The organism is Streptomyces sp. NPDC003035 (assembly GCF_042888285.1).
Classification (GTDB): domain Bacteria; phylum Actinomycetota; class Actinomycetes; order Streptomycetales; family Streptomycetaceae; genus Streptomyces.
Genome location: NZ_JBIAPJ010000005.1, coordinates 155,639 through 173,881, shown reverse-complemented (window position 1 = coordinate 173,881; position 18,243 = coordinate 155,639). Strand labels below are relative to the sequence as shown.

Below are 18,243 nucleotides of genomic sequence, written 5' to 3'. Positions count from 1 at the left end.
CCGGGGGGCTCAGCAACGAGCTCCCCGGCCGGCCCCAGGACCCCCGTATCAGACCCCTAAGACTTACAACCCTGAGAGGGATTGACGCATAGTGCTCGACGTCAACTTCTTCGATGAGCTCCGGATCGGTCTGGCCACCGCTGACGACATCCGTCAGTGGAGCCACGGCGAGGTCAAGAAGCCTGAGACCATCAACTACCGCACGCTCAAGCCCGAGAAGGACGGACTCTTCTGCGAGAAGATCTTCGGTCCGACCCGGGACTGGGAGTGCTACTGCGGCAAGTACAAGCGTGTCCGTTTCAAGGGCATCATCTGTGAGCGGTGTGGCGTCGAGGTCACCCGCGCCAAGGTGCGCCGTGAGCGGATGGGCCACATCGAGCTCGCCGCTCCCGTCACCCACATCTGGTACTTCAAGGGCGTCCCGTCGCGCCTTGGCTACCTGCTCGACCTCGCGCCGAAGGACCTCGAGAAGGTCATCTACTTCGCCGCGTACATGATCACGTTCGTCGACGACGAGCGTCGCACCCGTGACCTGCCGTCGCTGGAGGCTCACGTCTCCGTCGAGCGCCAGCAGATCGAGAACCGTCGCGACTCCGACCTGGAGGCCCGCGCCAAGAAGCTCGAGACCGACCTGGCCGAGCTCGAGGCCGAGGGTGCCAAGGCCGACGTGCGCCGCAAGGTGCGCGAGGGCGCCGAGCGTGAGATGAAGCAGCTGCGCGACCGTGCGCAGCGCGAGATCGACCGTCTGGACGAGGTCTGGTCGCGCTTCAAGAACCTCAAGGTCCAGGACCTGGAGGGCGACGAGCTCCTCTACCGCGAGCTGCGTGACCGCTTCGGCACGTACTTCGACGGCTCGATGGGTGCCGCGGCGCTGCAGAAGCGCCTGGAGTCCTTCGACCTCGAGGAGGAGGCCGAGCGCCTCCGCGAGATCATCCGTACCGGCAAGGGCCAGAAGAAGACCCGTGCGCTCAAGCGCCTCAAGGTCGTCTCCGCGTTCCTGCAGACCGCGAACAGCCCCAAGGGCATGGTTCTCGACTGCGTGCCGGTGATCCCGCCGGACCTGCGTCCGATGGTGCAGCTGGACGGTGGCCGCTTCGCGACCTCCGACCTGAACGACCTGTACCGCCGCGTGATCAACCGCAACAACCGTCTGAAGCGTCTGCTCGACCTCGGTGCCCCCGAGATCATCGTGAACAACGAGAAGCGGATGCTCCAGGAGGCGGTCGACGCCCTCTTCGACAACGGCCGTCGTGGTCGCCCGGTCACGGGCCCCGGCAACCGTCCGCTGAAGTCCCTCAGCGACATGCTGAAGGGCAAGCAGGGTCGATTCCGTCAGAACCTGCTCGGTAAGCGTGTGGACTACTCCGCGCGTTCCGTCATCGTCGTCGGTCCGCAGCTGAAGCTGCACCAGTGCGGTCTGCCCAAGGCCATGGCGCTGGAGCTCTTCAAGCCGTTCGTGATGAAGCGCCTGGTCGACCTGAACCACGCGCAGAACATCAAGAGCGCCAAGCGGATGGTCGAGCGCGGCCGCACGGTCGTGTACGACGTCCTCGAAGAGGTCATCGCCGAGCACCCGGTTCTGCTCAACCGTGCGCCCACGCTGCACCGCCTCGGCATCCAGGCCTTCGAGCCCCAGCTGGTCGAGGGCAAGGCCATCCAGATCCACCCGCTCGTCTGCACCGCGTTCAACGCGGACTTCGACGGTGACCAGATGGCCGTCCACCTGCCGCTCTCCGCGGAGGCGCAGGCCGAGGCCCGCATCCTGATGCTGTCCTCGAACAACATCCTGAAGCCGGCCGACGGCCGTCCGGTCACGATGCCGACCCAGGACATGGTCCTCGGTCTGTTCTTCCTGACCACCGACGGTGAGCTCCGTGACACCAAGGGCGAGGGCCGCGCGTTCGGCTCCACGGCCGAGGCGATCATGGCGTTCGACGCCGGCGAGCTGGCGCTGCAGTCGCAGATCGACATCCGCTTCCCGATCGGCACCGTTCCCCCGCGCGGCTGGGTTCCCCCGGTCGCCGAGGAGGGCGAGCCGCAGTGGCAGCAGGGTGACTCCTTCCGCTTGCGTACGTCGCTGGGCCGCGCGCTCTTCAACGAGCTGCTGCCCGAGGACTACCCGTTCGTCGACTACTCCGTCGGCAAGAAGCAGCTCTCCGAGATCGTCAACGACCTCGCCGAGCGCTACCCCAAGGTCATCGTGGCGGCGACGCTCGACAACCTGAAGGCGGCGGGCTTCTACTGGGCGACCCGCTCCGGCGTCACCGTGGCCATCTCGGACGTTGTCGTCCCCGAGGCCAAGAAGGCGATCGTCAAGGGCTGGGAAGAGCAGGACGAGAAGGTCCAGAAGCAGTACGAGCGCGGTCTGATCACCAAGGAAGAGCGCACTCAGGAGCTCATCAACATCTGGACCAAGGCGACCAACGAGGTTGCCGAGGCCATGAACGAGAACTTCCCCAAGACGAACCCCATCTTCATGATGGTTGACTCGGGTGCCCGAGGAAACATGATGCAGATGCGGCAGATCGCCGGTATGCGTGGTCTGGTGTCGAACGCCAAGAACGAGACGATTCCGCGTCCCATCAAGGCGTCCTTCCGTGAGGGTCTCTCCGTCCTCGAGTACTTCATCTCGACGCACGGTGCCCGTAAGGGTCTGGCCGACACCGCCCTGCGTACCGCCGACTCGGGTTACCTGACCCGTCGTCTGGTGGACGTCTCGCAGGACGTGATCATCCGCGAGGAGGACTGCGGCACCGAGCGCGGTCTGAAGCTGCGGATCGCCGAGAAGGGTGCCGACGGCATCCTGCGGAAGACGGACGACGTCGAGACCTCCGTGTACGCGCGGATGCTCGCCGAGGACGTCGTCGTGGACGGCAAGGTCATCGCGCCGGCCAACGTCGACCTGGGTGACGTGCTCATCGACGCCCTCGTGGGCGCCGGTGTCGAGGAGGTCAAGACCCGTTCGGTCCTGACCTGTGAGTCCGCGGTCGGCACCTGTGCCTTCTGCTACGGCCGCTCCCTGGCCACCGGCAAGCTGGTCGACATCGGTGAGGCCGTCGGCATCATCGCCGCCCAGTCCATCGGTGAGCCCGGTACCCAGCTGACGATGCGCACCTTCCACACCGGTGGTGTGGCCGGTGACGACATCACCCAGGGTCTGCCCCGTGTCGTCGAGCTCTTCGAGGCCCGTCAGCCCAAGGGTGTCGCCCCGATCTCGGAGGCGGCCGGCCGCGTCCGTATCGAGGAGACCGAGAAGACCAAGAAGATCGTCGTCACCCCGGACGACGGCAGCGACGAGACGGCGTTCCCGATCTCGAAGCGTGCCCGTCTGCTCGTGGGCGAGGGCGACCACGTCGAGGTGGGCCAGAAGCTCACCGTGGGTGCCACCAACCCGCACGACGTGCTGCGGATCCTCGGTCAGCGCGCGGTCCAGGTCCACCTGGTCGGCGAAGTCCAGAAGGTCTACAACTCGCAGGGCGTGTCGATCCACGACAAGCACATCGAGATCATCATCCGGCAGATGCTGCGCCGCGTGACGATCATCGAGTCCGGCGACGCGGAGCTGCTGCCGGGCGAGCTCGTCGAGCGCTCGAAGTTCGAGACCGAGAACCGTCGTGTGGTCACCGAGGGCGGTCACCCCGCCTCCGGCCGTCCGCAGCTGATGGGTATCACCAAGGCCTCGCTGGCGACGGAATCCTGGCTGTCGGCCGCCTCCTTCCAGGAGACGACCCGAGTCCTGACGGACGCGGCGATCAACGCCAAGTCCGACAGCCTCATCGGCCTCAAGGAGAACGTCATCATCGGTAAGCTCATCCCGGCCGGTACGGGTCTGTCCCGCTACCGCAACATCCGGGTCGAGCCGACCGAGGAGGCCAAGGCCGCGATGTACTCGGCCGTCGGCTACGACGACATCGACTACTCGCCGTTCGGCACCGGCTCCGGCCAGGCCGTTCCGCTGGAGGACTACGACTACGGTCCGTACAACCAGTAAGTAGTGCGAACCGAGAGGCGGTCACCCCCTGGGGGTGGCCGCCTCTCGGCGTTGTTTCAGCGTCCCGCCAGCTCCCAGACGGCGAGCATCAGGCCGGCGCTCGCCGTCAGCGCGGCGATGCTGGTGAGGGGCCAGCGGCCGCGCTCCAGGGCATCCAGCCGGGACTCCATGTCGGCGAGCTGCTTGTCGGTCTGGTCACTGCGCTGCACGAGCAGCGCGAGCGAGCCGTCGGCCCGGGCGAAGCCGGCCTCCAGCGTGCCGCGGAGCCGTTCCAGTTCGAGCGCGACGGTGACCGGGTCGTGCTGATCAGACTCGGTCATCGGCACCCGCTTCCGGGGAGCTGCGGAGCCAGGACGGCAGCAGGTTCTGGACACCCGGGACGGCCATGACGCGGGTCAGCCCGCCCGCCACGGCCAGGGCGCCGACGACCCAGGGGAGGGTCGCGGGGATTCCGGAGGCGTCGACGATCGCGGGGAGGACGACGGCGATGCCGACGGCGGACTGCAGGACGGTACGGGCCGTGCGCTTGGCGGCTTCGGACATGAGGTGGATCCTTACGTGGTGGTGTACGGGACCTTGAGTGCGTTCCAGGACATGGCGCCCGGCCAGCCGTCGGCGTCGGAGCCGCGGAAGCCGAGCTTGCGCTGCCACTTCGCGTAACTGCGCCGGTCCGCCTCGCCCCAGCGGGGGGACGGGCCGACGCTGTACGCGGAGCAGCCCTCGGCGACCAGGCGGCGGCCCATCGCGGTGACGATCGGCGAGCTGGGGTTGGTCTTGAAGAACGAGGTGCCGGGGAACGGCTGGTAGCGCGGGGCGGCCGGCTTGGCGGGAGCGGTGGGCTTGGGCGCGGGGGCCGCGGCGAGCCGCTTCTGGACCCGGTCCCGCATCCCCGGCATGGCGAAGCCGCGCGGGTCGCTCTTCCAGTCGGACCATTCGAGGTGCCCGATGACGGACCTGGCGCCCCAGCCGTGCGCCCGGCAGAGCGCGGCGGACGTCCGCTCGATGGCGTCGAGCTGGGCGGCCGGCCAGGGATCGGTGCCGTTGCCGAGGTTGACGCACTCGAAGCCGTAGAAGCGGGCGTTGCCGTCGACGGCGCCGGGGCTGCCCTGGTGGACGCGGGGCGCCGGCGGGCGGTCGCCGTACGTTTCGGTGATGACGGCCTGGAGGACGGAGGGGTCGCCGCCCCCCGCGTGGTTGGCGCGGCCGTTGCCGACGAGATGGACCGTGCCGTCCTTGGCGATCACGCCGTGGCAGAGCGGGCCGGGCAGACCGTCGTAGCCGTTGTAGCAGAGCTCGACGGAGGAGGCGGTGCCGCTGGAGACGGTGTGGTGGATCATCACGCCGTTCACCGGGCCCCAGGCGCCGGCCTGGTTGCGGTGGTGGGTGCGCCAGCCGTCGTGTTCGACGACGCGGACGCCTTCGGCGCGGAGCGCGGCGACGAGCCGGTCCGCTGGGAGGGGAGTGGCCATCTGGTGTCCTCCGGGCATGAGAAAACCCCGGCCGGTTCGGCTCGGGGCGGGCGTACGGGGCGGAGCGGTGTACGTGTTACGCGACCGGTTCGGTGACCGGGCTGTCGGGCTCCGGCTGGGGCTCCGGAGGCGGCGGGGGAGACGGTGCCCAGGCGGTGCAGAGGGCGGCGTAGGCGGCGCGGCGGTTCTCGAAGTCGGTGAGAGCGGCCGCGACGGCCTGCTGGACGGCGGTCGGGTCGGGCGTGACCGGGACGCCGTTCTGCGACGGGACGACGACCGTTCCGGATCCGCGCAGGGCGGAGTCGCCCGCACCCGTCTCGTTCAGGTCGGCGGTGACGTACACCGAGGGGTACTGCCCGGTGACCGGGTCGCGTTCCAGGGTGTAGCCGAGCGTGTTGTCGTAGACGCGGACGTTGAGGGTGTGGCCGCCGGCGGTGACGGTGGCGCGGCCCGCGTAGTCGATGGCCACGCCCCAGGGTTCGTTGGGGTCGATGTTCATGGCGTACTCCTCGTACGACTCGGAGGGCTGATCAGGTCTGGGCGCCGTGGATGAGCACGGTCTGGGCGTAGACGGTGCCACCGGTGGCCAGAGCCTGGACCTCGATGTTCATGGTCTGGCCGAACCGCGTCTTCATGTCGCCCGGCAGCAGCCCGAGGTGTTCGTACGTGCTGCCGGCGGTGACCGTGGGCCCGAACTGGACGCCGTCGACGAGGACCCGCACTTGGCCGGTGGCGTTCGAGGACGCCGCCGTGTTGATGACGATCCGCATCTTGGGCTGCCAGATCGGGTTGGAGCAGCGGGCGATGGTGGTGAAGGCGGCGCTGGTGGTGGACGGCCACTTGGCCACGTCGCTCGGCAGCGGCGGCATCAGCGGCAGCCAGGGCCGGGCGAGGCCGCCGGTCATGATGTCGTCCGCGAAGATCTCGTGGCCGTAGCCGTCGAAGATCCGGAACAGCGGCCGGTTGATGGTGACGCTGCCGGTCTGTGCGGGCGGACGGATCTCGCTGACCGCCGGCCGGGTGTTGACGGCCGTGGACAGGGCCTTGATCCGGCGTTCCATCCGGTTGAGCCGGTCGATGATGTCCTCGGGCAGCTGGGGCATCAGGACTCCTCAAGGTAGAGCTCGGCGGTGTCGGGACGGCCGCGCTCCGGGGGAGTGACCTTGACGCCGATGATGCGGTAGCGGGCGTCAAGGCCCTGGGAGTACCACTCGTCCGTGATACGGATGCGGGCGACGCGGCCGATGAGCGCGGGCGGGACGACCCCGCCGAGGTGGATGCTGATCGCCGGGACCACGACGGCGCCGCGGGCCTCGTCGAGTTCCCGCTTGGCGAGCGAGTCGAGCGTGGTCTGGTCGGTGACCTCGTTGTGGTCAGAGGACAGGTCGATCAGCGGCCAGCCGTCCGCGAGCAGGTCGCTCGCGATCTGCTGGGTGGAGGAGATGGGCCGGGACTCGGTGCCCGCGTTGGAGTTGACTGAGGCACCGCGGGCCAGGGCGGTGGTGCCGCCGCGGGTCGCGTCGTACGGGAAGGAGTACGACAGGATGACGCCGGGCCGGTCGAAGAGCAGGTCGGTCGCACCGTTGACGATCTTGGGTGAGCCGAGCCGGAGCTGCCGGACCCGCTTGCCGTCGGTCGGGTCGCGGTAGACCAGGATCTGGTGCTCGAAGCCGTCCTCCATGGCGGCGAGCTGGTCGAGCGCCTCCAGGTAGACGGTCTCGTCGCCCTTGCGCCAGGACGCCGTACGAGGGACCTTCGACTCCTCCTTGCCGAAGGTGATCCCGAGGCGGCGGGGCTTCTGCCCCTCCGGCAGGGGGACGGCGGGGTCCTCCTGGAGGTCGAGCTCCTGCCACAGTCGGCGGGCGATCTCCAGCTGGTCGGTCGGGGTCGTGAACGAGATGTCGGTGCGAATGCGGCGGCGGCTCGCGTACGAGTCGAAGGTGGCGGCCTGGATGCCGAGGGTGAGCACCCCTCGGCCGCTGGACTGCAGGGTGGTGGTCCAGATGATGCCGCCCCACCACAGGTCGCCGCCGCGCTCCAGGTAGACCGCGGTCCGGCCCTCCCGGACCTTCTTGACCCGGTCGGCGATGTCCTTGTTGGGGATGGGGATGGTGCCGGAGAGGGAGCCGGCCTTGCCGATGTAGTCGTCGAAGGAGACGTCGCGCAGCGGCAGGATGTCGAGGGTCTGGTCGGTGATCAGATCGCAGAAGATCGCCCGGTAGGGCGTGTCGATCGCCATGGCGAGTCTCCTTTACTGGACGAAGGTGGCGGTGATGCGCACGAGGCGGCCGGCGGTCAGGACGCCGGTGCCGGACCAGGTCCGCAGATGGACGCTTCCGTTCGACTGGAAGGTGACGGCACCGCAGCCGTAGGCGTCCTGTCCGAGGGAGTCGAAGTCGTACACCGGCCGCCAGCCTGTCGGCAGCGTGCACAGCAGCTCGTCGGGGCTGATGTTGCCCGCCGCGGTGGCGGTGAGGTCGGCGCCGGTGCGGGTGACCGTCAGGGTGAGGGTGCACACGCCCCGGGTCTTGCGGCCCTGGAAGTTGGTCACGTTCCAGTTGGGAGCCGCCGTCGTGCCGGTGTTGGTGGTCGTCACCTCCACCGGCGGCTGGTAGTTCGCCCAAGCGCTGCCGGTCCAGCGCTGCAGGACGCCGTTCGCCTCGCGGAACTGCCCCGTGTAACTGCCCGTGGACACGGCCGCGCTGGGGGCGATGCCGCCGATCTCCTTGGGGTACGGGATCCAGTCGGTGCCGTCCCAGCGCTGGAGGAAGTGGGAGTTGTCGTTGTCCTGGTACTGGCCCGGGTAGGACCCGGGCACACCGGCGTTGTTGTAGACGGGCAGGATGCCGCCGGCCGAGACGGTCGTGGTGCGCAGGTCGGTGAGGGTGCCCGTGGTGGTCCACGGAATGCCGCCGTTGCCCGCGGAGGCGCCGGCCGGCACCCGTACGGTGAACAGGGTCAGCGAGCGCTCGGGGGCGGGCGGCGCCACCGGCGTGGCCTTCGCCTCGCCCCGGACGATCTCGACGGCGGCCTCGTACTTGCTGAGGGCGTCCGCGTCGTTGTCGTAGACCCGCAGCACGACGAGGTCGAGGCGCGGGTTGAGCGGGTCGCCGTCACCGAAGGTGAGGGTCAGGTCCTGGTCGACGGCGACCGGATAGGCGCCGTCGTTGTTGCCGCCCTGGACGACGGCCCTGCCGTGGTAGACGGTGGCCGTCATCGGGCCGCTGCCGCTGAGCCAGAGGCCGCCGACCCGGAACTTCCCGTCGTACGTTCCCGGCAGGATGCCGGACCGCACGCCGAGCGGGTTGACGGGGGTGGTGGCGCCGATGTTGGTGATGCGGGTGTTCTGGCGGGTCTGCCCGGTGGGCGACAGCCAGCCGGAGCGTACGGGCATGGGACTCTCCTGGGGGAAGGGGCGGCCGGGCGGCGGCCTCGCGGGCTCAGTACTGCGGTGTGACCTGGATGAAGGTGTTGTCGAACCAGGCCCGCACGTTGGTGTTGGAGGTCCGGTAGTACGCGGTGACCGTGTAGGTCAGGCCCGGAGTCAGGCTGTGCAGGCGCTGGGTGCTGGAGACGGAGAAGGCGTCCGTGGGGTCGGCGGACTTGGAGGCCATGGCCGCGAGTTCGTCCTCCAGCTCCCGGTGGACGGTGGTGCCCTGAGTGACGCGCACGCACATGTAGGCCGAGCTGGCGATGCCCGTGGTGCCGGTGGCCAGGGCCAGCTCCATCCGCGAACCGAAGGCGAGGATCGCCTGACGGCTCTCGGGGGCGACGAAAGACACCGTCAGCGGGTTGGTGGTCCGCTCGACCAGCGCGTTCACGTAGGTCGTCGAGGTGGTGTAGCCCGCGTCCAGTGAGTCGTTGAAGTACGGACCCGGGTACGCCGGCGCCCACGCCGTACCGGTCCAGCGCTGGAGCGGACCGGCGGTGGTGGCCCGGTACTGGCCGTTGTAGGTGCCCGGTGTGGAGGTGCTGACGGAGGTCGGGACGATGCCGCCGAGGGCCTGCGGGTACGCCACCCACTTGCCGCCGTCCCAGCGCTGCAGCTGGCTGTTCGGGAGGTCCACGTCCTGGTACTGGCCCGGGTAGGCGCCCGGGGTGACCGCGCCCTCGACGGGCAGGATGCCGCCGGCGGAGACGACGGAGGTCCGCAGGTCCTTGAGGGAGGTGTTCCACGGGATGCCGCCGTTGCCGGCGCTGGCGCCGATCGGGACCGTCACCTCGTACAGCGGGAGGCTGCGCGGCGGGGCGAGCGGGGCCTTCGGCGTCGGGCCGGCCTGGCCCTGGATGACCTCGACCACGGCCTCGTTGCGGGTGCCCTCGTAGAGGCGGTCGTAGATCCGCAGGACGACGAGGTCGATCCGGCGGTACTGGGCGTCGCCCTCGACGAAGGCGACCTGCTGGGCCATCGGCAGGGCGACCGGGTAGGCGCCCTGGGAGATGTCGCCCTGGATCACGGCGCGGCCCTCGGACACGGTCGCCGCCATGGCGGAGGCGCCCGTCATCCAGAAGCCGGACAGCCGGTACTTGCCGTCGTAGGAGCCGGGCAGGACGCCGGAGCGGACCTGGACGGGGTTGAGCGCGTTGGTGGCGCCGATCTGGGTGAGGCGGGTGTCCTCACGGGTCTGGCCGGTCTCGAGGACCCAGCTGCTGCGCAGGTTCATGCGTTGCTCCGATCGGGGAGGAGGGCGGTTGCGGGGGTCAGGACTTGATCCACTCGGCGGAGAGGGAGCAGGCGTAGCCCGATCCGCCGAGCGTCTTCACCGCCGCCGTGTGGGACTGGTAGGCGGCGAGCTGGAGGGTGTTGCCCGCGGTGAGCTTGACCAGGCCGGTGCCACCGACGGTGATGGCGCCGTTGCCGGCCGGGGTGAGCCAGGTCGTGCGGTTCACGCCGGCGCCGTTGACGAGGAGCCGGGCGCCGCGCATGCCGGTCTGGGCGTCGTTGACCCAGGCGACGTGGCCGGAGACGCGCCACCAGCCGGTGCGCGGCACGACATAGGTGGTGGTGCCGTTCCAGCCGGCGGCGTCGTCGACGTCGACGGTGGGCAGGTTGACCAGGGTCCACGTGGCCGGGGAGATGGTCTGCTGGTTGGCGGAGAGCAGCTGGGAGACGCTGAGCAGCACGGTCGCGGTGCCCTGGGCGTACTGCCAGGCCGAGCCGTCCCAGCGCTGCAGGACCCCGGAGCTGTCCCGGTACTGGCCGGCGTAGCTGCCGCTCGACCCCAGCGAGCCGGCGGGCGCGATGCCGCCGGTCGCCTTCGGGTACGAGACCCATGTCGTGCCGTCCCAGCGCTGGAGCAGGCCGCCCGCGTCGCGGTACTGGCCGACGTACGCGCCCTTGAAGCCGCTCGTCGGGGTGATGCCGCCGAGGGCGACCACGGGCCAGTGCTGGGTGGTCACCGCGCCGCCGGTCCAGGCGATGCCGCCGGTGCCGGCGGAGACGCCCTTGGGGACCTTGACGGTGTAGAGCGGCTGGGTGCTGCCGGTGCCGCTCGCCGGGGCGACCGGAGCGGCCGCGGGCGTGCCCTTGACCAGGCGGACCACGGCCTCGGTGACACCGGTCTTGTCGTAGTCGTCGTCGACGACCGCGAGTTCGATGAGATCGATCCGGTCGTACTGCGCGTCACCGTCCTCGATGGTGATCGTCTTCGGCTCGATCGCACTCACCAGGTAGGCGCCCTGACGGGTGTCCTTGCCCTGGACGATCGCGCGTCCGGTGCCGATCGAGCACTGCATGGCGGCCGTCCCGGTCAGGACGAAGCCGCCCGGCAGGATGCCCGGCCGGGAGCGCAACGGGGTCTCCTCCGGGGCCTGGCCGGAGGGGGTGAGCAGGGCGGCCAGGGTGAGGCGGGTGTCCTCGCGGGTCTGGCCGGCGGATTGGAGCCAAGCGGCGCGAACGGTCATGGTTCACCTTTCCGGTAGGGGCGGGATGTCGGGTGTCACCACTCGGCGCTGCGCCAGCGGACCGTCATCAGCGCCTCCGGGCTGTCGTCCGGCCGGAAGGAGAGCTCCGCACGGCCCGGTTCGAGCAGGAAGAGCTCTTCCGGGCTGGAGTCCGCCATGGCGGTGTGCCGGCGGGAGGCGGTGCCGTTGAGGGTCACCGTGCCGTTGGCGGTGTCGATGACGAGCTCGTCGCCGGTGGCCAGGTCGATCGCGTAGCGCAGCCGGCGCTTGCTGACCCGCTCGGTGACGGTCGGCATGGAGCAGGGGCCGCGGAAGGTGATCACCGGATGGGTGGCGGCGGAGCCGGTGTTCTCGGCGACGACATCGCCGGTGGACGTGGCCTGGCCCCAGTCGAGCGGCCAGGTCAGCGGCCAGTTGAGACCGGGCTCCGGCTGCGGCGCGAGGGTGGAGACGGTCTGCTCGCCGACCGCGTAGCGGCGCGGGTCGGAGGCCAGCCACTGGACGGACATCTTGGAGCTGCCCTGGGTGGCGAAGCCCTGGTCGGCCGGGATCACCCGCTGGGCGATCCGGGCGCGGACGGTGAGCATCTCGCCGTGCAGCCGGACGGTGAGCCAGCGCTCCTCGTCGAGCAGCGCGAGGGCCTGGCGCAGCGCGCGGACGGCCTCGGCGGCCGCACCGTACTCCGGTATCAGGACGATCGTGCCGCCGACCTTGCGCGGCTTCGCGTAGCGGGCGCCGGGCCAGGCGCCGTGCGAGGTGGGACGCTCGGCGTCGGAGGAGTCGTACTCGGGCAGATCCTCCCAGCCCGCGAGTCCGCTGCGGTCGACGGCGAAGGGGGTGCCGGGGCCGATGAGAAGCCCGGCCCACTGGATCTGCCCGTCCTGGGTGATCAGTGAGCCGGGCGCGACGTCGGCGGTGTAACCGTTTCCGGTGGCGTATGCGGTTGTGGTCTCGGCCATGGGGGCCGTCACCTCACTTCTGATGGGGTGTCAGGATCGGGCGGTCGCCAGGAACAGCAGGTCCTCGGCGGTCGACCGTGGTCCGGCGCCTGGCTGCTCGTAGAAGTCCCGTACGCGGTGCGGCCGTCGGGACTGCTCGGTGAGGTCCGGGACACGGCGGTTCTCGAGCACGGTGAGCGAATCGATGCGCGGGGCGTCGGCGGCGCCGGGGAAGACGACACCGCCGTCGGCGAGCATCGGGATCTTGTCGAGGTCGACGCCGAACTTCTTGTCCGTGAGCGGGATCGAGACGGTCAGCTTGTTGAGGCCGTCGATGATCCAGTTGGCGAAGGCGATGAGGCCGTTGATCGGGCCCTTGACGACGCCGACCACGGCGCTCAGAGCGCCCTTGATGAGGTCGCCGATTCCGCCCAGGGCCTTGCTCACCGCGTCCTTGGCCGTACGGAAGAAGCCGGGGATCTTGTCCGTGATGAAGGACACGACCGGCTTGACCGCGTTCTTGATCCCGCCGAGGGTGCGCGAGGCGATCCCGCGCAGCGCGTTGGAGGCGGAGGTGACGGCGCCGCGGATCTTGGAGATGCCGTTGATCGCGGACCCGACGATCTTCAGGGCTGCCTTGAACAGGGTCAGGTACGCCGTGAAGTAGGTGCCGACGGCCTGGCCGAGCACCTTCATGATCGGCGAGAGGAACGTCCAGATCGCCTGGAAGACCTTGAGGGCCGCCTGGAAGGCCTGCTTGAGGAACTTCTGGCCGGTCTGGGAGTTGACCGCCAGCTCGATGAGGTACGCGGCGACGGGGACGAGGATGCCGACGAGGAAGCCGAGCGGGTTGGCGCGCATCGCGACGTTGATGCCGGTCATCGCGAGGGAGGCGACGGTCATGACGGTGCCGTAGGTCTCCATCAGCTTGCTGATGACGTCGGTGACGGGCAGCAGGGGCGCGAGGATGGCGACCAGGCCGCCGATGCCGGTGCCGATCTTGCCGGCGGCGGTCCTGGCCCTGCCCGCGGCGGTGCCGATCCGCTTGACGTCGGCGGGCGCCTTGGACCGCTGGATCCGGCGGACGGCGGTCGCCGCACCGGAGGCGTTGGTCCCGAGGGTGCGGAAGGAGGTGCCGGTGGTGCGCAGGCCGGTGGCGAACGTGGAGATGCCGCCGGCCGCCTGCTGGACGCCCTGCTGGAGCCGCTTGAGCGAGTCGCCCGCCTGAGCGGCGCCCTGCCGCAGGGAGTTCATCACCGGAGTGACCGCGCCGAACCGCGGCATGGCGACTGCGGCGGCACTCATCCGCGTGCCTTCGCCAGATACATCAGCGCGTTCGCCGTCGACTGCGGGTCGGTCCCCCGGGCCGCGTGGTAGTGCTCGATGTGCAGCGTGGCTCCCGCGCCGCCGCCGGCCTGGTGCGCCGACATACGGGCGCGGCGGGCGGTCTGGGCGAGCAGCCGGTCCAGCTTGGAGAGCGGGAGGACGGCCTCGGCCTCGCCGGCCTCGGCGAGGATCGCCGGGACACCGCCGTGGCGGGGCATGACGACACCACCGGTGGCGAGCATGGGGATGGTGGGGATGTTGACGCCGAAGGTCTTGCCGCCGACGAGCGGCACCCAGCCGGGGACGCTGACCTTGACCCGGTTCAGACTGCCGATCATGCCGTTGATGAGGCCGATGACGGCGTTGATCGGGCCCCTCACGCCGTTCTTGATGCCCTCGAACGCCCGGGACGCGATGTCCTTGAGGCCGTTCCAGATGGAGGACATCTTGTCCTTGACGGCGCTGAAGGCCTTCGGGATCGCGGTCTTGATCCAGTTCACCACCGGGGTGATGACGGCCTTGATGCCGTTCCAGACGGCGCCGATGACCGTCTTGATCGCCTTCATGACCGTGGTGATGACCGTCTTCCAGATCTTCACGTAGGTCTTGATGACGGTGGCGACGGCCTTGACGACGGTGGAGATGGCCTTCTTGATGCCGTTCCAGACCGTCTTGATCAGCTGACCGGCCTTCTTCATGATCGGGCCGATGGCCTTCATGACCGAGCTGATCACGGTCTTGATGGCGCTGAAGGCCTTCTTCATGATCGTCTGCATGGTCTTCGAGCGCATCGCCATGTCGACGATCTTCTCGATGAGCGGCATGAACAGCTCGATCAGGCGGGCGAGGATGTTGCCCTTCATGGACTTGTTGAGCTTGTCCTGGCCCTTGGCGGCCTTGCCGGCGCCGGACTCGTACTTGCCGAGCTTCTTGCCTGCGGACTCGGCGGTCCGGCCGGCCTTGGCCATGGACTTCTCGGCCTGGTCCGAGGCGGTCTTGAGGTTCTTGAGCTGGGTGCTGGAGCCCTGGGCGCTGGTCTTGAGGTTCTTGAGCTGCCCGTTGGCCGACCGGCCGGCGTCGCCGACCTTCTTGACCGAGGTGCCGGCGCCGGATGCCTGCGTCTTCATGGTGCGCAGGGAGTCGGACGCCTTCTTCACGGAGCTGGTGAGAGACATGGGTGTACCTCCTTTCGTGAGGGGTGGGTCAGATGGCGGCGGCCGCGGCCAGGGCCTTCTCCTTGAGGAAGTCGAACGCACGCCCCGCGTTGTTGGTGTTGTCGGCGAGCCTCTGGGCGGCGTTGGCCGCGGACGACAGGCTGTTGGCCTTGGGGATCTTCCGCGGGTTGAAGTTCTGCGTGGCGTTGACGAGCTTCTTGAGGGCCTTGCCGGTGGACTTGAGCTCCTCGACGTCGGCCTCCGACGCGGCCTTGCTCACCTTCTCGATGGCGTCGGCCGCCTTGGTGACGGCGGCGGTCTTCGGCAGCTGGGCGAAGGCCCTCTTGAAGGGGCCGGCGTGCTGGTTGAACTTCTCCAGCGCCGGGTTGAGGCGCTCGAGCTGCCCGCGAAGCGCATCGAAGTTCGTGTTCGGGTCGAGGTCGGCGACGCTGGTGCCGCCGTTGGCGACCCGGCGCTCCCGGCTCTCGATCTGTTGGCGGGTCTGTCGGGTGAGGTCGCCGTTCTCGTCCATGGCCCGGAACGTGCCGTCGCGGCTGACCTTCTCCCGAATCGTTCGGGACAGGTTGTTGAGTCTGCTCGCCAGGTAGACACCGATCGCGGGAAGTATGAGGGCGAGGACCATGCCCCCAATGGCCGCGTAGAGCCAGTTCTGCCACTGGATCTGGTCGTCCGTCTTGCTCTCGTGGAACTTTTCGACCGCGGCGGCGAGACCGCCCAGCCCCATCCCCTCGAGGTACTCCGTCATCGGCTCCTTCTGGAGCTCCTCGTACATGGAGGCGAACCGGTCGACGAACTTGACCGGCAGCATGTTGTCCGTGACGATCTTGGGCTGTTGCTCGATGAGGGCCCTCTTGAGGTCGGAGATTTCCGTTTTGACCGTTCGCGGCTTCCGGTCCTCCTCCTTCTCCGCCTCGTGATCCCCCGCATACGTCGCCTCGTAGGGGGGCTTCTTCATGTTCTTTTCGAAAAGTGCGTTCCTGAGGTCGGCGATTTCCTTCAGGACGTCTTCGATCTCTTTACCCATGGGTTGCTCCGCTTCCGGCCGGTGACGGCCAAGCGCCGAAAAGCCCCTGCCGCATCCCGGCAGGGGCTCGTTCGTAGGGGCAGCGCGCGGCGGCTAGGCGTCCTCGTCCCGGCGGGAGTCGCGGCGCGTCGTCGCGAGGGCGTCGTTCCAGCCGGCCGCGTACGCGAGGGTCTCGTAGCGGCTGACCTCGGCGTACAGCGTGCCGAGCAACGCTCTCTTGTCGAGGGCGACGGGTCCGTCGAGGAGCTGGCGGAGGCGGTCCTGGAGCGGGATGTGCGGTCGCGATGCCTCGGCCTGCTGAGTCATGGACGCCTGCCTTCCGGTTGCTTGCCCGTGCGTGCGTGGCGGCGCCGCGGAGTGAGGCGGGGGCACCACATGTTCGAACTGTTGTACGAACAGAGTGTGGAACACCTGTTCGGTGTTTGTCGAGCGGGAATGCTCTGACGGCGTGTCTGCTTGTGGCGAAACGTGACCGGTTGATGATGCAACGTTCGCCGAGAACGACCGGGTACGCTGGATACGCGTTCCAGACCGGACCACCTCGGAGCGCCAGGGGCGCGAGTGGCGCGAGGGGACCCCAGGGGGCGGAAGGCATACACGCGTATGGACAGGGAGCGGGGCGGTAGCCGCCGCGGACGGGTCGTCGACTGGTTCGACACGAACTCCGACCTACCCCATCTGTTCGCATGGATCTCCGAACTGGTCCATGTCCACGGGTACGCACCCGAGGATCTCGTCGTGATCGCCAGAGCCGAACTGGACCGCCGCGAGACGGCCGCCTTCACCGCCGGCTGGGCCGAGGCGGTGTCGGAGGAACTCCCTCGCATACGCCGCGAGTACGAGAGGCGTGTCGCCGATGCCTACGCTCAGGGCCAGCGTGACGCGCGTGGAGTCCGTCGCCCCCAGCGCCGTGCGGGGGAGGGCGAGGACGGTGCCCGGGTCATCCCGCTGCCCTTCGCCCGGCTCCTGGAACCACCAGCCGTCGTGATCGAGGCCGAGGAGCGCCTCCGCCGGGAACGCGAACAGTTCGACGAGCGAGGCCGGCCGCGCGAGCCTGAGCAGACGACCGAGCCGGAGCCGGAGCCGGAGCCGGGTCCGGGCCCGGGCCCGGACCCTGCGCCCGAACCGGGTCGCGACGTCCAGCTCGAACACGCCACAGCGGGCCGCGACGACGACGATCCGCCCCGCCCGCGCGCCGAGGAGCCCGAAGCCGAAGCGGTACGGGCCCCGGAACCGGAACCCGATGTCCTTTTCACCGCGCAGGAGTTGCGGGCCCGCAGGGCGACCCGTTCCGTACGCAAGGTGGTACGCGGCAAGGGCGGGCGCCCCGTCGTGCCGCCGCTCGGCCAGGTCCCCGGACAGGGCGGGTCCGCGGCCGACCGCCGTACCTCCGAGCCCGGCGCACCGGAGACGCGCGGGCCCAGGGGGCGACGGCTGTCCGAACGGGCCAGAGCTCTGGAGGAGGAACTGGTCGACCGAGCACAGGAACCGCCCCCGGAGCCCGCTCCCTGAAACGGGAACGGGCACCGGGGGCTGTGGCGGAACGGGGCGAGGCGGGCGTCAGCCGAAGAACCGGGCGAGCGCTCCCGGGGAGAGCGCCCCGTCGGCGCCCTCCTGCGTGGAGTGCTCGCCCTGTTCCTCCCCCTCGCCGTCCGTGTCCGTACCCGGACGCGGGACGGGCTTCGGGGGCTCGGGCGAATCGTCGTCCTCACTGCTGTTGACGCACTGGAACATCCAGTTGGCGACGGCCAGATGGTCCACCGTCGCCGCGAGCAGGTGATCGGTGATCGACCATTCCGCGGCCTCGCCGTGCAGCTCCCGCTGCACGGCGCTGTCGTGCGGAAGGTGCTTGATCAGCGTCAGGACCCGCCGGCTGGAGAGGTCCCCGCGGTACCAGTCGAGCAGATCGACGGAGTAGTAGCGGAGGAGATCCGCCTCAAGGGCCTCGGCGTGTTCATCGACGAACTCGACGAGGCTCAGTCTTCCCCCAGGCCGAGCCCGGTCTCCTTGCCGTAGGCCTCCAGGATGGCGGCGACGTCCTGCATGGTGATGTCGTGCTGCTCGAAGCGGGCGAACTGCTCCTCACCCATCAGGAGCGCGAGCAGGCCGTCCACGTCGTTGTCGTCGAGCTTGCGCAGAGCCTTGGCGGTCGCGCGGGAGAGCTCGGTGGGAAGGGTGTAGGACTCGCCGTCCAGCTCGAAGGACCAGGCGCGGCCGTGGGCCTCCAGGCGCTGTGCGCGAGCGGCGTTGACGTCGAAACGGGCCATGGTGATGCGTACTCCTTGTTCGAGTGAGTGAAGAGGAGAGGGGGCGGGGCGGGGCGGCGGGGGGGCCGCCCCCCCCCCGGGGGGGGGGGGCACACGGGGCGGGGGGGATGGGTGTTCCTAATTGTTTATGTGGGCCGCCGGGTGGCCGC

General features: G+C 69.4%; 18 protein-coding genes. 2 read left to right on the top strand and 16 right to left on the bottom strand.

Going from position 1 to position 18,243, the window contains the following annotated elements; all coding sequences use genetic code 11:
- The first annotated feature begins 91 nt into the window (after nucleotides 1-91).
- A complete protein-coding gene (locus tag ACFYV5_RS17450; protein WP_355105043.1) occupies nucleotides 92-3,991 on the top strand; it encodes a DNA-directed RNA polymerase subunit beta' in 3,900 nt (1,299 codons plus the stop codon).
- Between the two features lie 56 nt (nucleotides 3,992-4,047).
- Here ACFYV5_RS17450 and ACFYV5_RS17445 read toward each other — a convergent pair whose 3' ends face one another.
- The 14 genes from ACFYV5_RS17445 to ACFYV5_RS17380 form a co-directional block, all read right to left on the bottom strand.
- Complete coding sequence (locus ACFYV5_RS17445; RefSeq protein WP_355105045.1) at nucleotides 4,048-4,311, bottom strand: hypothetical protein; 264 nt, start codon at nucleotides 4,309-4,311, stop codon at nucleotides 4,048-4,050.
- Complete coding sequence (locus ACFYV5_RS17440) at nucleotides 4,298-4,534, bottom strand: hypothetical protein (protein ID WP_389169141.1); 237 nt, start codon at nucleotides 4,532-4,534, stop codon at nucleotides 4,298-4,300. The genes ACFYV5_RS17445 and ACFYV5_RS17440 overlap by 14 nt, the downstream gene beginning before the upstream one ends.
- A gap of 11 nt (nucleotides 4,535-4,545) precedes the next feature.
- On the bottom strand, nucleotides 4,546-5,460 hold the full coding sequence (locus ACFYV5_RS17435) for a peptidoglycan-binding protein (RefSeq protein ID WP_389169139.1): 915 nt from the start codon (nucleotides 5,458-5,460) through the stop codon (nucleotides 4,546-4,548).
- A gap of 76 nt (nucleotides 5,461-5,536) precedes the next feature.
- Entirely contained in the window at nucleotides 5,537-5,959 is a 423-nt protein-coding gene (locus ACFYV5_RS17430) for an ATP-binding protein (protein WP_355105051.1), read from the bottom strand.
- 31 nt (nucleotides 5,960-5,990) lie between these two features.
- Complete coding sequence (locus tag ACFYV5_RS17425) at nucleotides 5,991-6,563, bottom strand: hypothetical protein (protein ID WP_355105053.1); 573 nt, start codon at nucleotides 6,561-6,563, stop codon at nucleotides 5,991-5,993.
- Nucleotides 6,563-7,699, bottom strand: coding sequence for a hypothetical protein (locus ACFYV5_RS17420; protein ID WP_355105055.1), 1,137 nt, complete (start codon nucleotides 7,697-7,699; stop codon nucleotides 6,563-6,565). Before ACFYV5_RS17420 ends, ACFYV5_RS17425 begins: the two co-directional genes overlap by 1 nt.
- Before the next feature lie 12 nt (nucleotides 7,700-7,711).
- Complete coding sequence (locus ACFYV5_RS17415; protein ID WP_389169136.1) at nucleotides 7,712-8,854, bottom strand: hypothetical protein; 1,143 nt, start codon at nucleotides 8,852-8,854, stop codon at nucleotides 7,712-7,714.
- A 46-nt stretch (nucleotides 8,855-8,900) separates the two neighbouring features.
- Nucleotides 8,901-10,124, bottom strand: a complete 1,224-nt coding sequence (locus ACFYV5_RS17410; RefSeq protein ID WP_389169134.1) for a hypothetical protein — start codon at nucleotides 10,122-10,124, stop codon at nucleotides 8,901-8,903.
- Between the two features lie 37 nt (nucleotides 10,125-10,161).
- Nucleotides 10,162-11,364, bottom strand: coding sequence for a hypothetical protein (locus tag ACFYV5_RS17405; protein ID WP_389169132.1), 1,203 nt, complete (start codon nucleotides 11,362-11,364; stop codon nucleotides 10,162-10,164).
- Nucleotides 11,365-11,399: 35 nt separating this feature from the next.
- Entirely contained in the window at nucleotides 11,400-12,323 is a 924-nt protein-coding gene (locus tag ACFYV5_RS17400) for a phage distal tail protein (RefSeq protein ID WP_355105063.1), read from the bottom strand.
- A gap of 30 nt (nucleotides 12,324-12,353) precedes the next feature.
- Entirely contained in the window at nucleotides 12,354-13,607 is a 1,254-nt protein-coding gene (locus tag ACFYV5_RS17395; RefSeq protein ID WP_389169130.1) for a tape-measure protein, read from the bottom strand.
- The gene (locus ACFYV5_RS17390) at nucleotides 13,604-14,803 is read right to left on the bottom strand and encodes a phage tail protein (RefSeq protein ID WP_389169129.1); all 1,200 of its coding nucleotides are present in this window, start codon (nucleotides 14,801-14,803) and stop codon (nucleotides 13,604-13,606) included. Before ACFYV5_RS17390 ends, ACFYV5_RS17395 begins: the two co-directional genes overlap by 4 nt.
- 28 nt (nucleotides 14,804-14,831) lie before the next feature.
- Nucleotides 14,832-15,758, bottom strand: a complete 927-nt coding sequence (locus ACFYV5_RS17385; RefSeq protein ID WP_389169127.1) for a hypothetical protein — start codon at nucleotides 15,756-15,758, stop codon at nucleotides 14,832-14,834.
- A gap of 162 nt (nucleotides 15,759-15,920) precedes the next feature.
- Complete coding sequence (locus ACFYV5_RS17380; RefSeq protein ID WP_389169125.1) at nucleotides 15,921-16,133, bottom strand: hypothetical protein; 213 nt, start codon at nucleotides 16,131-16,133, stop codon at nucleotides 15,921-15,923.
- A gap of 297 nt (nucleotides 16,134-16,430) precedes the next feature.
- Here ACFYV5_RS17380 and ACFYV5_RS17375 point away from each other — a divergent pair, with 297 nt between their 5' ends.
- Complete coding sequence (locus tag ACFYV5_RS17375; RefSeq protein WP_389169123.1) at nucleotides 16,431-17,339, top strand: hypothetical protein; 909 nt, start codon at nucleotides 16,431-16,433, stop codon at nucleotides 17,337-17,339.
- 48 nt (nucleotides 17,340-17,387) lie between these two features.
- Here the strand turns inward: ACFYV5_RS17375 and ACFYV5_RS17370 are convergent, their stop codons facing one another.
- Nucleotides 17,388-17,732 carry a hypothetical protein gene (locus ACFYV5_RS17370; protein ID WP_389169950.1) on the bottom strand — a complete coding sequence of 115 codons (345 nt, stop codon included), beginning with the start codon at nucleotides 17,730-17,732 and terminating at the stop codon, nucleotides 17,388-17,390.
- Nucleotides 17,733-17,803: 71 nt separating this feature from the next.
- The gene (locus ACFYV5_RS17365; RefSeq protein ID WP_355105075.1) at nucleotides 17,804-18,094 is read right to left on the bottom strand and encodes a hypothetical protein; all 291 of its coding nucleotides are present in this window, start codon (nucleotides 18,092-18,094) and stop codon (nucleotides 17,804-17,806) included.
- Between the last annotated feature and the right edge of the window lie 149 nt (nucleotides 18,095-18,243).

Excerpts from the sequence above, each read along its gene's own strand:
- ACFYV5_RS17445 (WP_355105045.1), bottom strand. The coding sequence starts at position 4,311 with ATGACCGAGTCTGATCAGCACGACCCGGTCACCGTCGCGCTCGAACTG.
- ACFYV5_RS17405 (WP_389169132.1), bottom strand. The coding sequence starts at position 11,364 with ATGACCGTTCGCGCCGCTTGGCTCCAATCCGCCGGCCAGACCCGCGAG.
- ACFYV5_RS17395 (WP_389169130.1), bottom strand. The coding sequence starts at position 13,607 with ATGAGTGCCGCCGCAGTCGCCATGCCGCGGTTCGGCGCGGTCACTCCG.
- ACFYV5_RS17410 (WP_389169134.1), bottom strand. The coding sequence starts at position 10,124 with ATGAACCTGCGCAGCAGCTGGGTCCTCGAGACCGGCCAGACCCGTGAG.
- ACFYV5_RS17365 (WP_355105075.1), bottom strand. The coding sequence starts at position 18,094 with ATGGCCCGTTTCGACGTCAACGCCGCTCGCGCACAGCGCCTGGAGGCC.
- ACFYV5_RS17415 (WP_389169136.1), bottom strand. The coding sequence starts at position 8,854 with ATGCCCGTACGCTCCGGCTGGCTGTCGCCCACCGGGCAGACCCGCCAG.
- ACFYV5_RS17400 (WP_355105063.1), bottom strand. The coding sequence starts at position 12,323 with ATGGCCGAGACCACAACCGCATACGCCACCGGAAACGGTTACACCGCC.
- ACFYV5_RS17385 (WP_389169127.1), bottom strand. The coding sequence starts at position 15,758 with ATGAAGAAGCCCCCCTACGAGGCGACGTATGCGGGGGATCACGAGGCG.
- ACFYV5_RS17380 (WP_389169125.1), bottom strand. The coding sequence starts at position 16,133 with ATGACTCAGCAGGCCGAGGCATCGCGACCGCACATCCCGCTCCAGGAC.
- ACFYV5_RS17425 (WP_355105053.1), bottom strand. The coding sequence starts at position 6,563 with ATGCCCCAGCTGCCCGAGGACATCATCGACCGGCTCAACCGGATGGAA.
- ACFYV5_RS17390 (WP_389169129.1), bottom strand. The coding sequence starts at position 14,803 with ATGTCTCTCACCAGCTCCGTGAAGAAGGCGTCCGACTCCCTGCGCACC.
- ACFYV5_RS17440 (WP_389169141.1), bottom strand. The coding sequence starts at position 4,534 with ATGTCCGAAGCCGCCAAGCGCACGGCCCGTACCGTCCTGCAGTCCGCC.
- ACFYV5_RS17435 (WP_389169139.1), bottom strand. The coding sequence starts at position 5,460 with ATGGCCACTCCCCTCCCAGCGGACCGGCTCGTCGCCGCGCTCCGCGCC.
- ACFYV5_RS17420 (WP_355105055.1), bottom strand. The coding sequence starts at position 7,699 with ATGGCGATCGACACGCCCTACCGGGCGATCTTCTGCGATCTGATCACC.
- ACFYV5_RS17430 (WP_355105051.1), bottom strand. The coding sequence starts at position 5,959 with ATGAACATCGACCCCAACGAACCCTGGGGCGTGGCCATCGACTACGCG.
- ACFYV5_RS17375 (WP_389169123.1), top strand. The coding sequence starts at position 16,431 with ATGGACAGGGAGCGGGGCGGTAGCCGCCGCGGACGGGTCGTCGACTGG.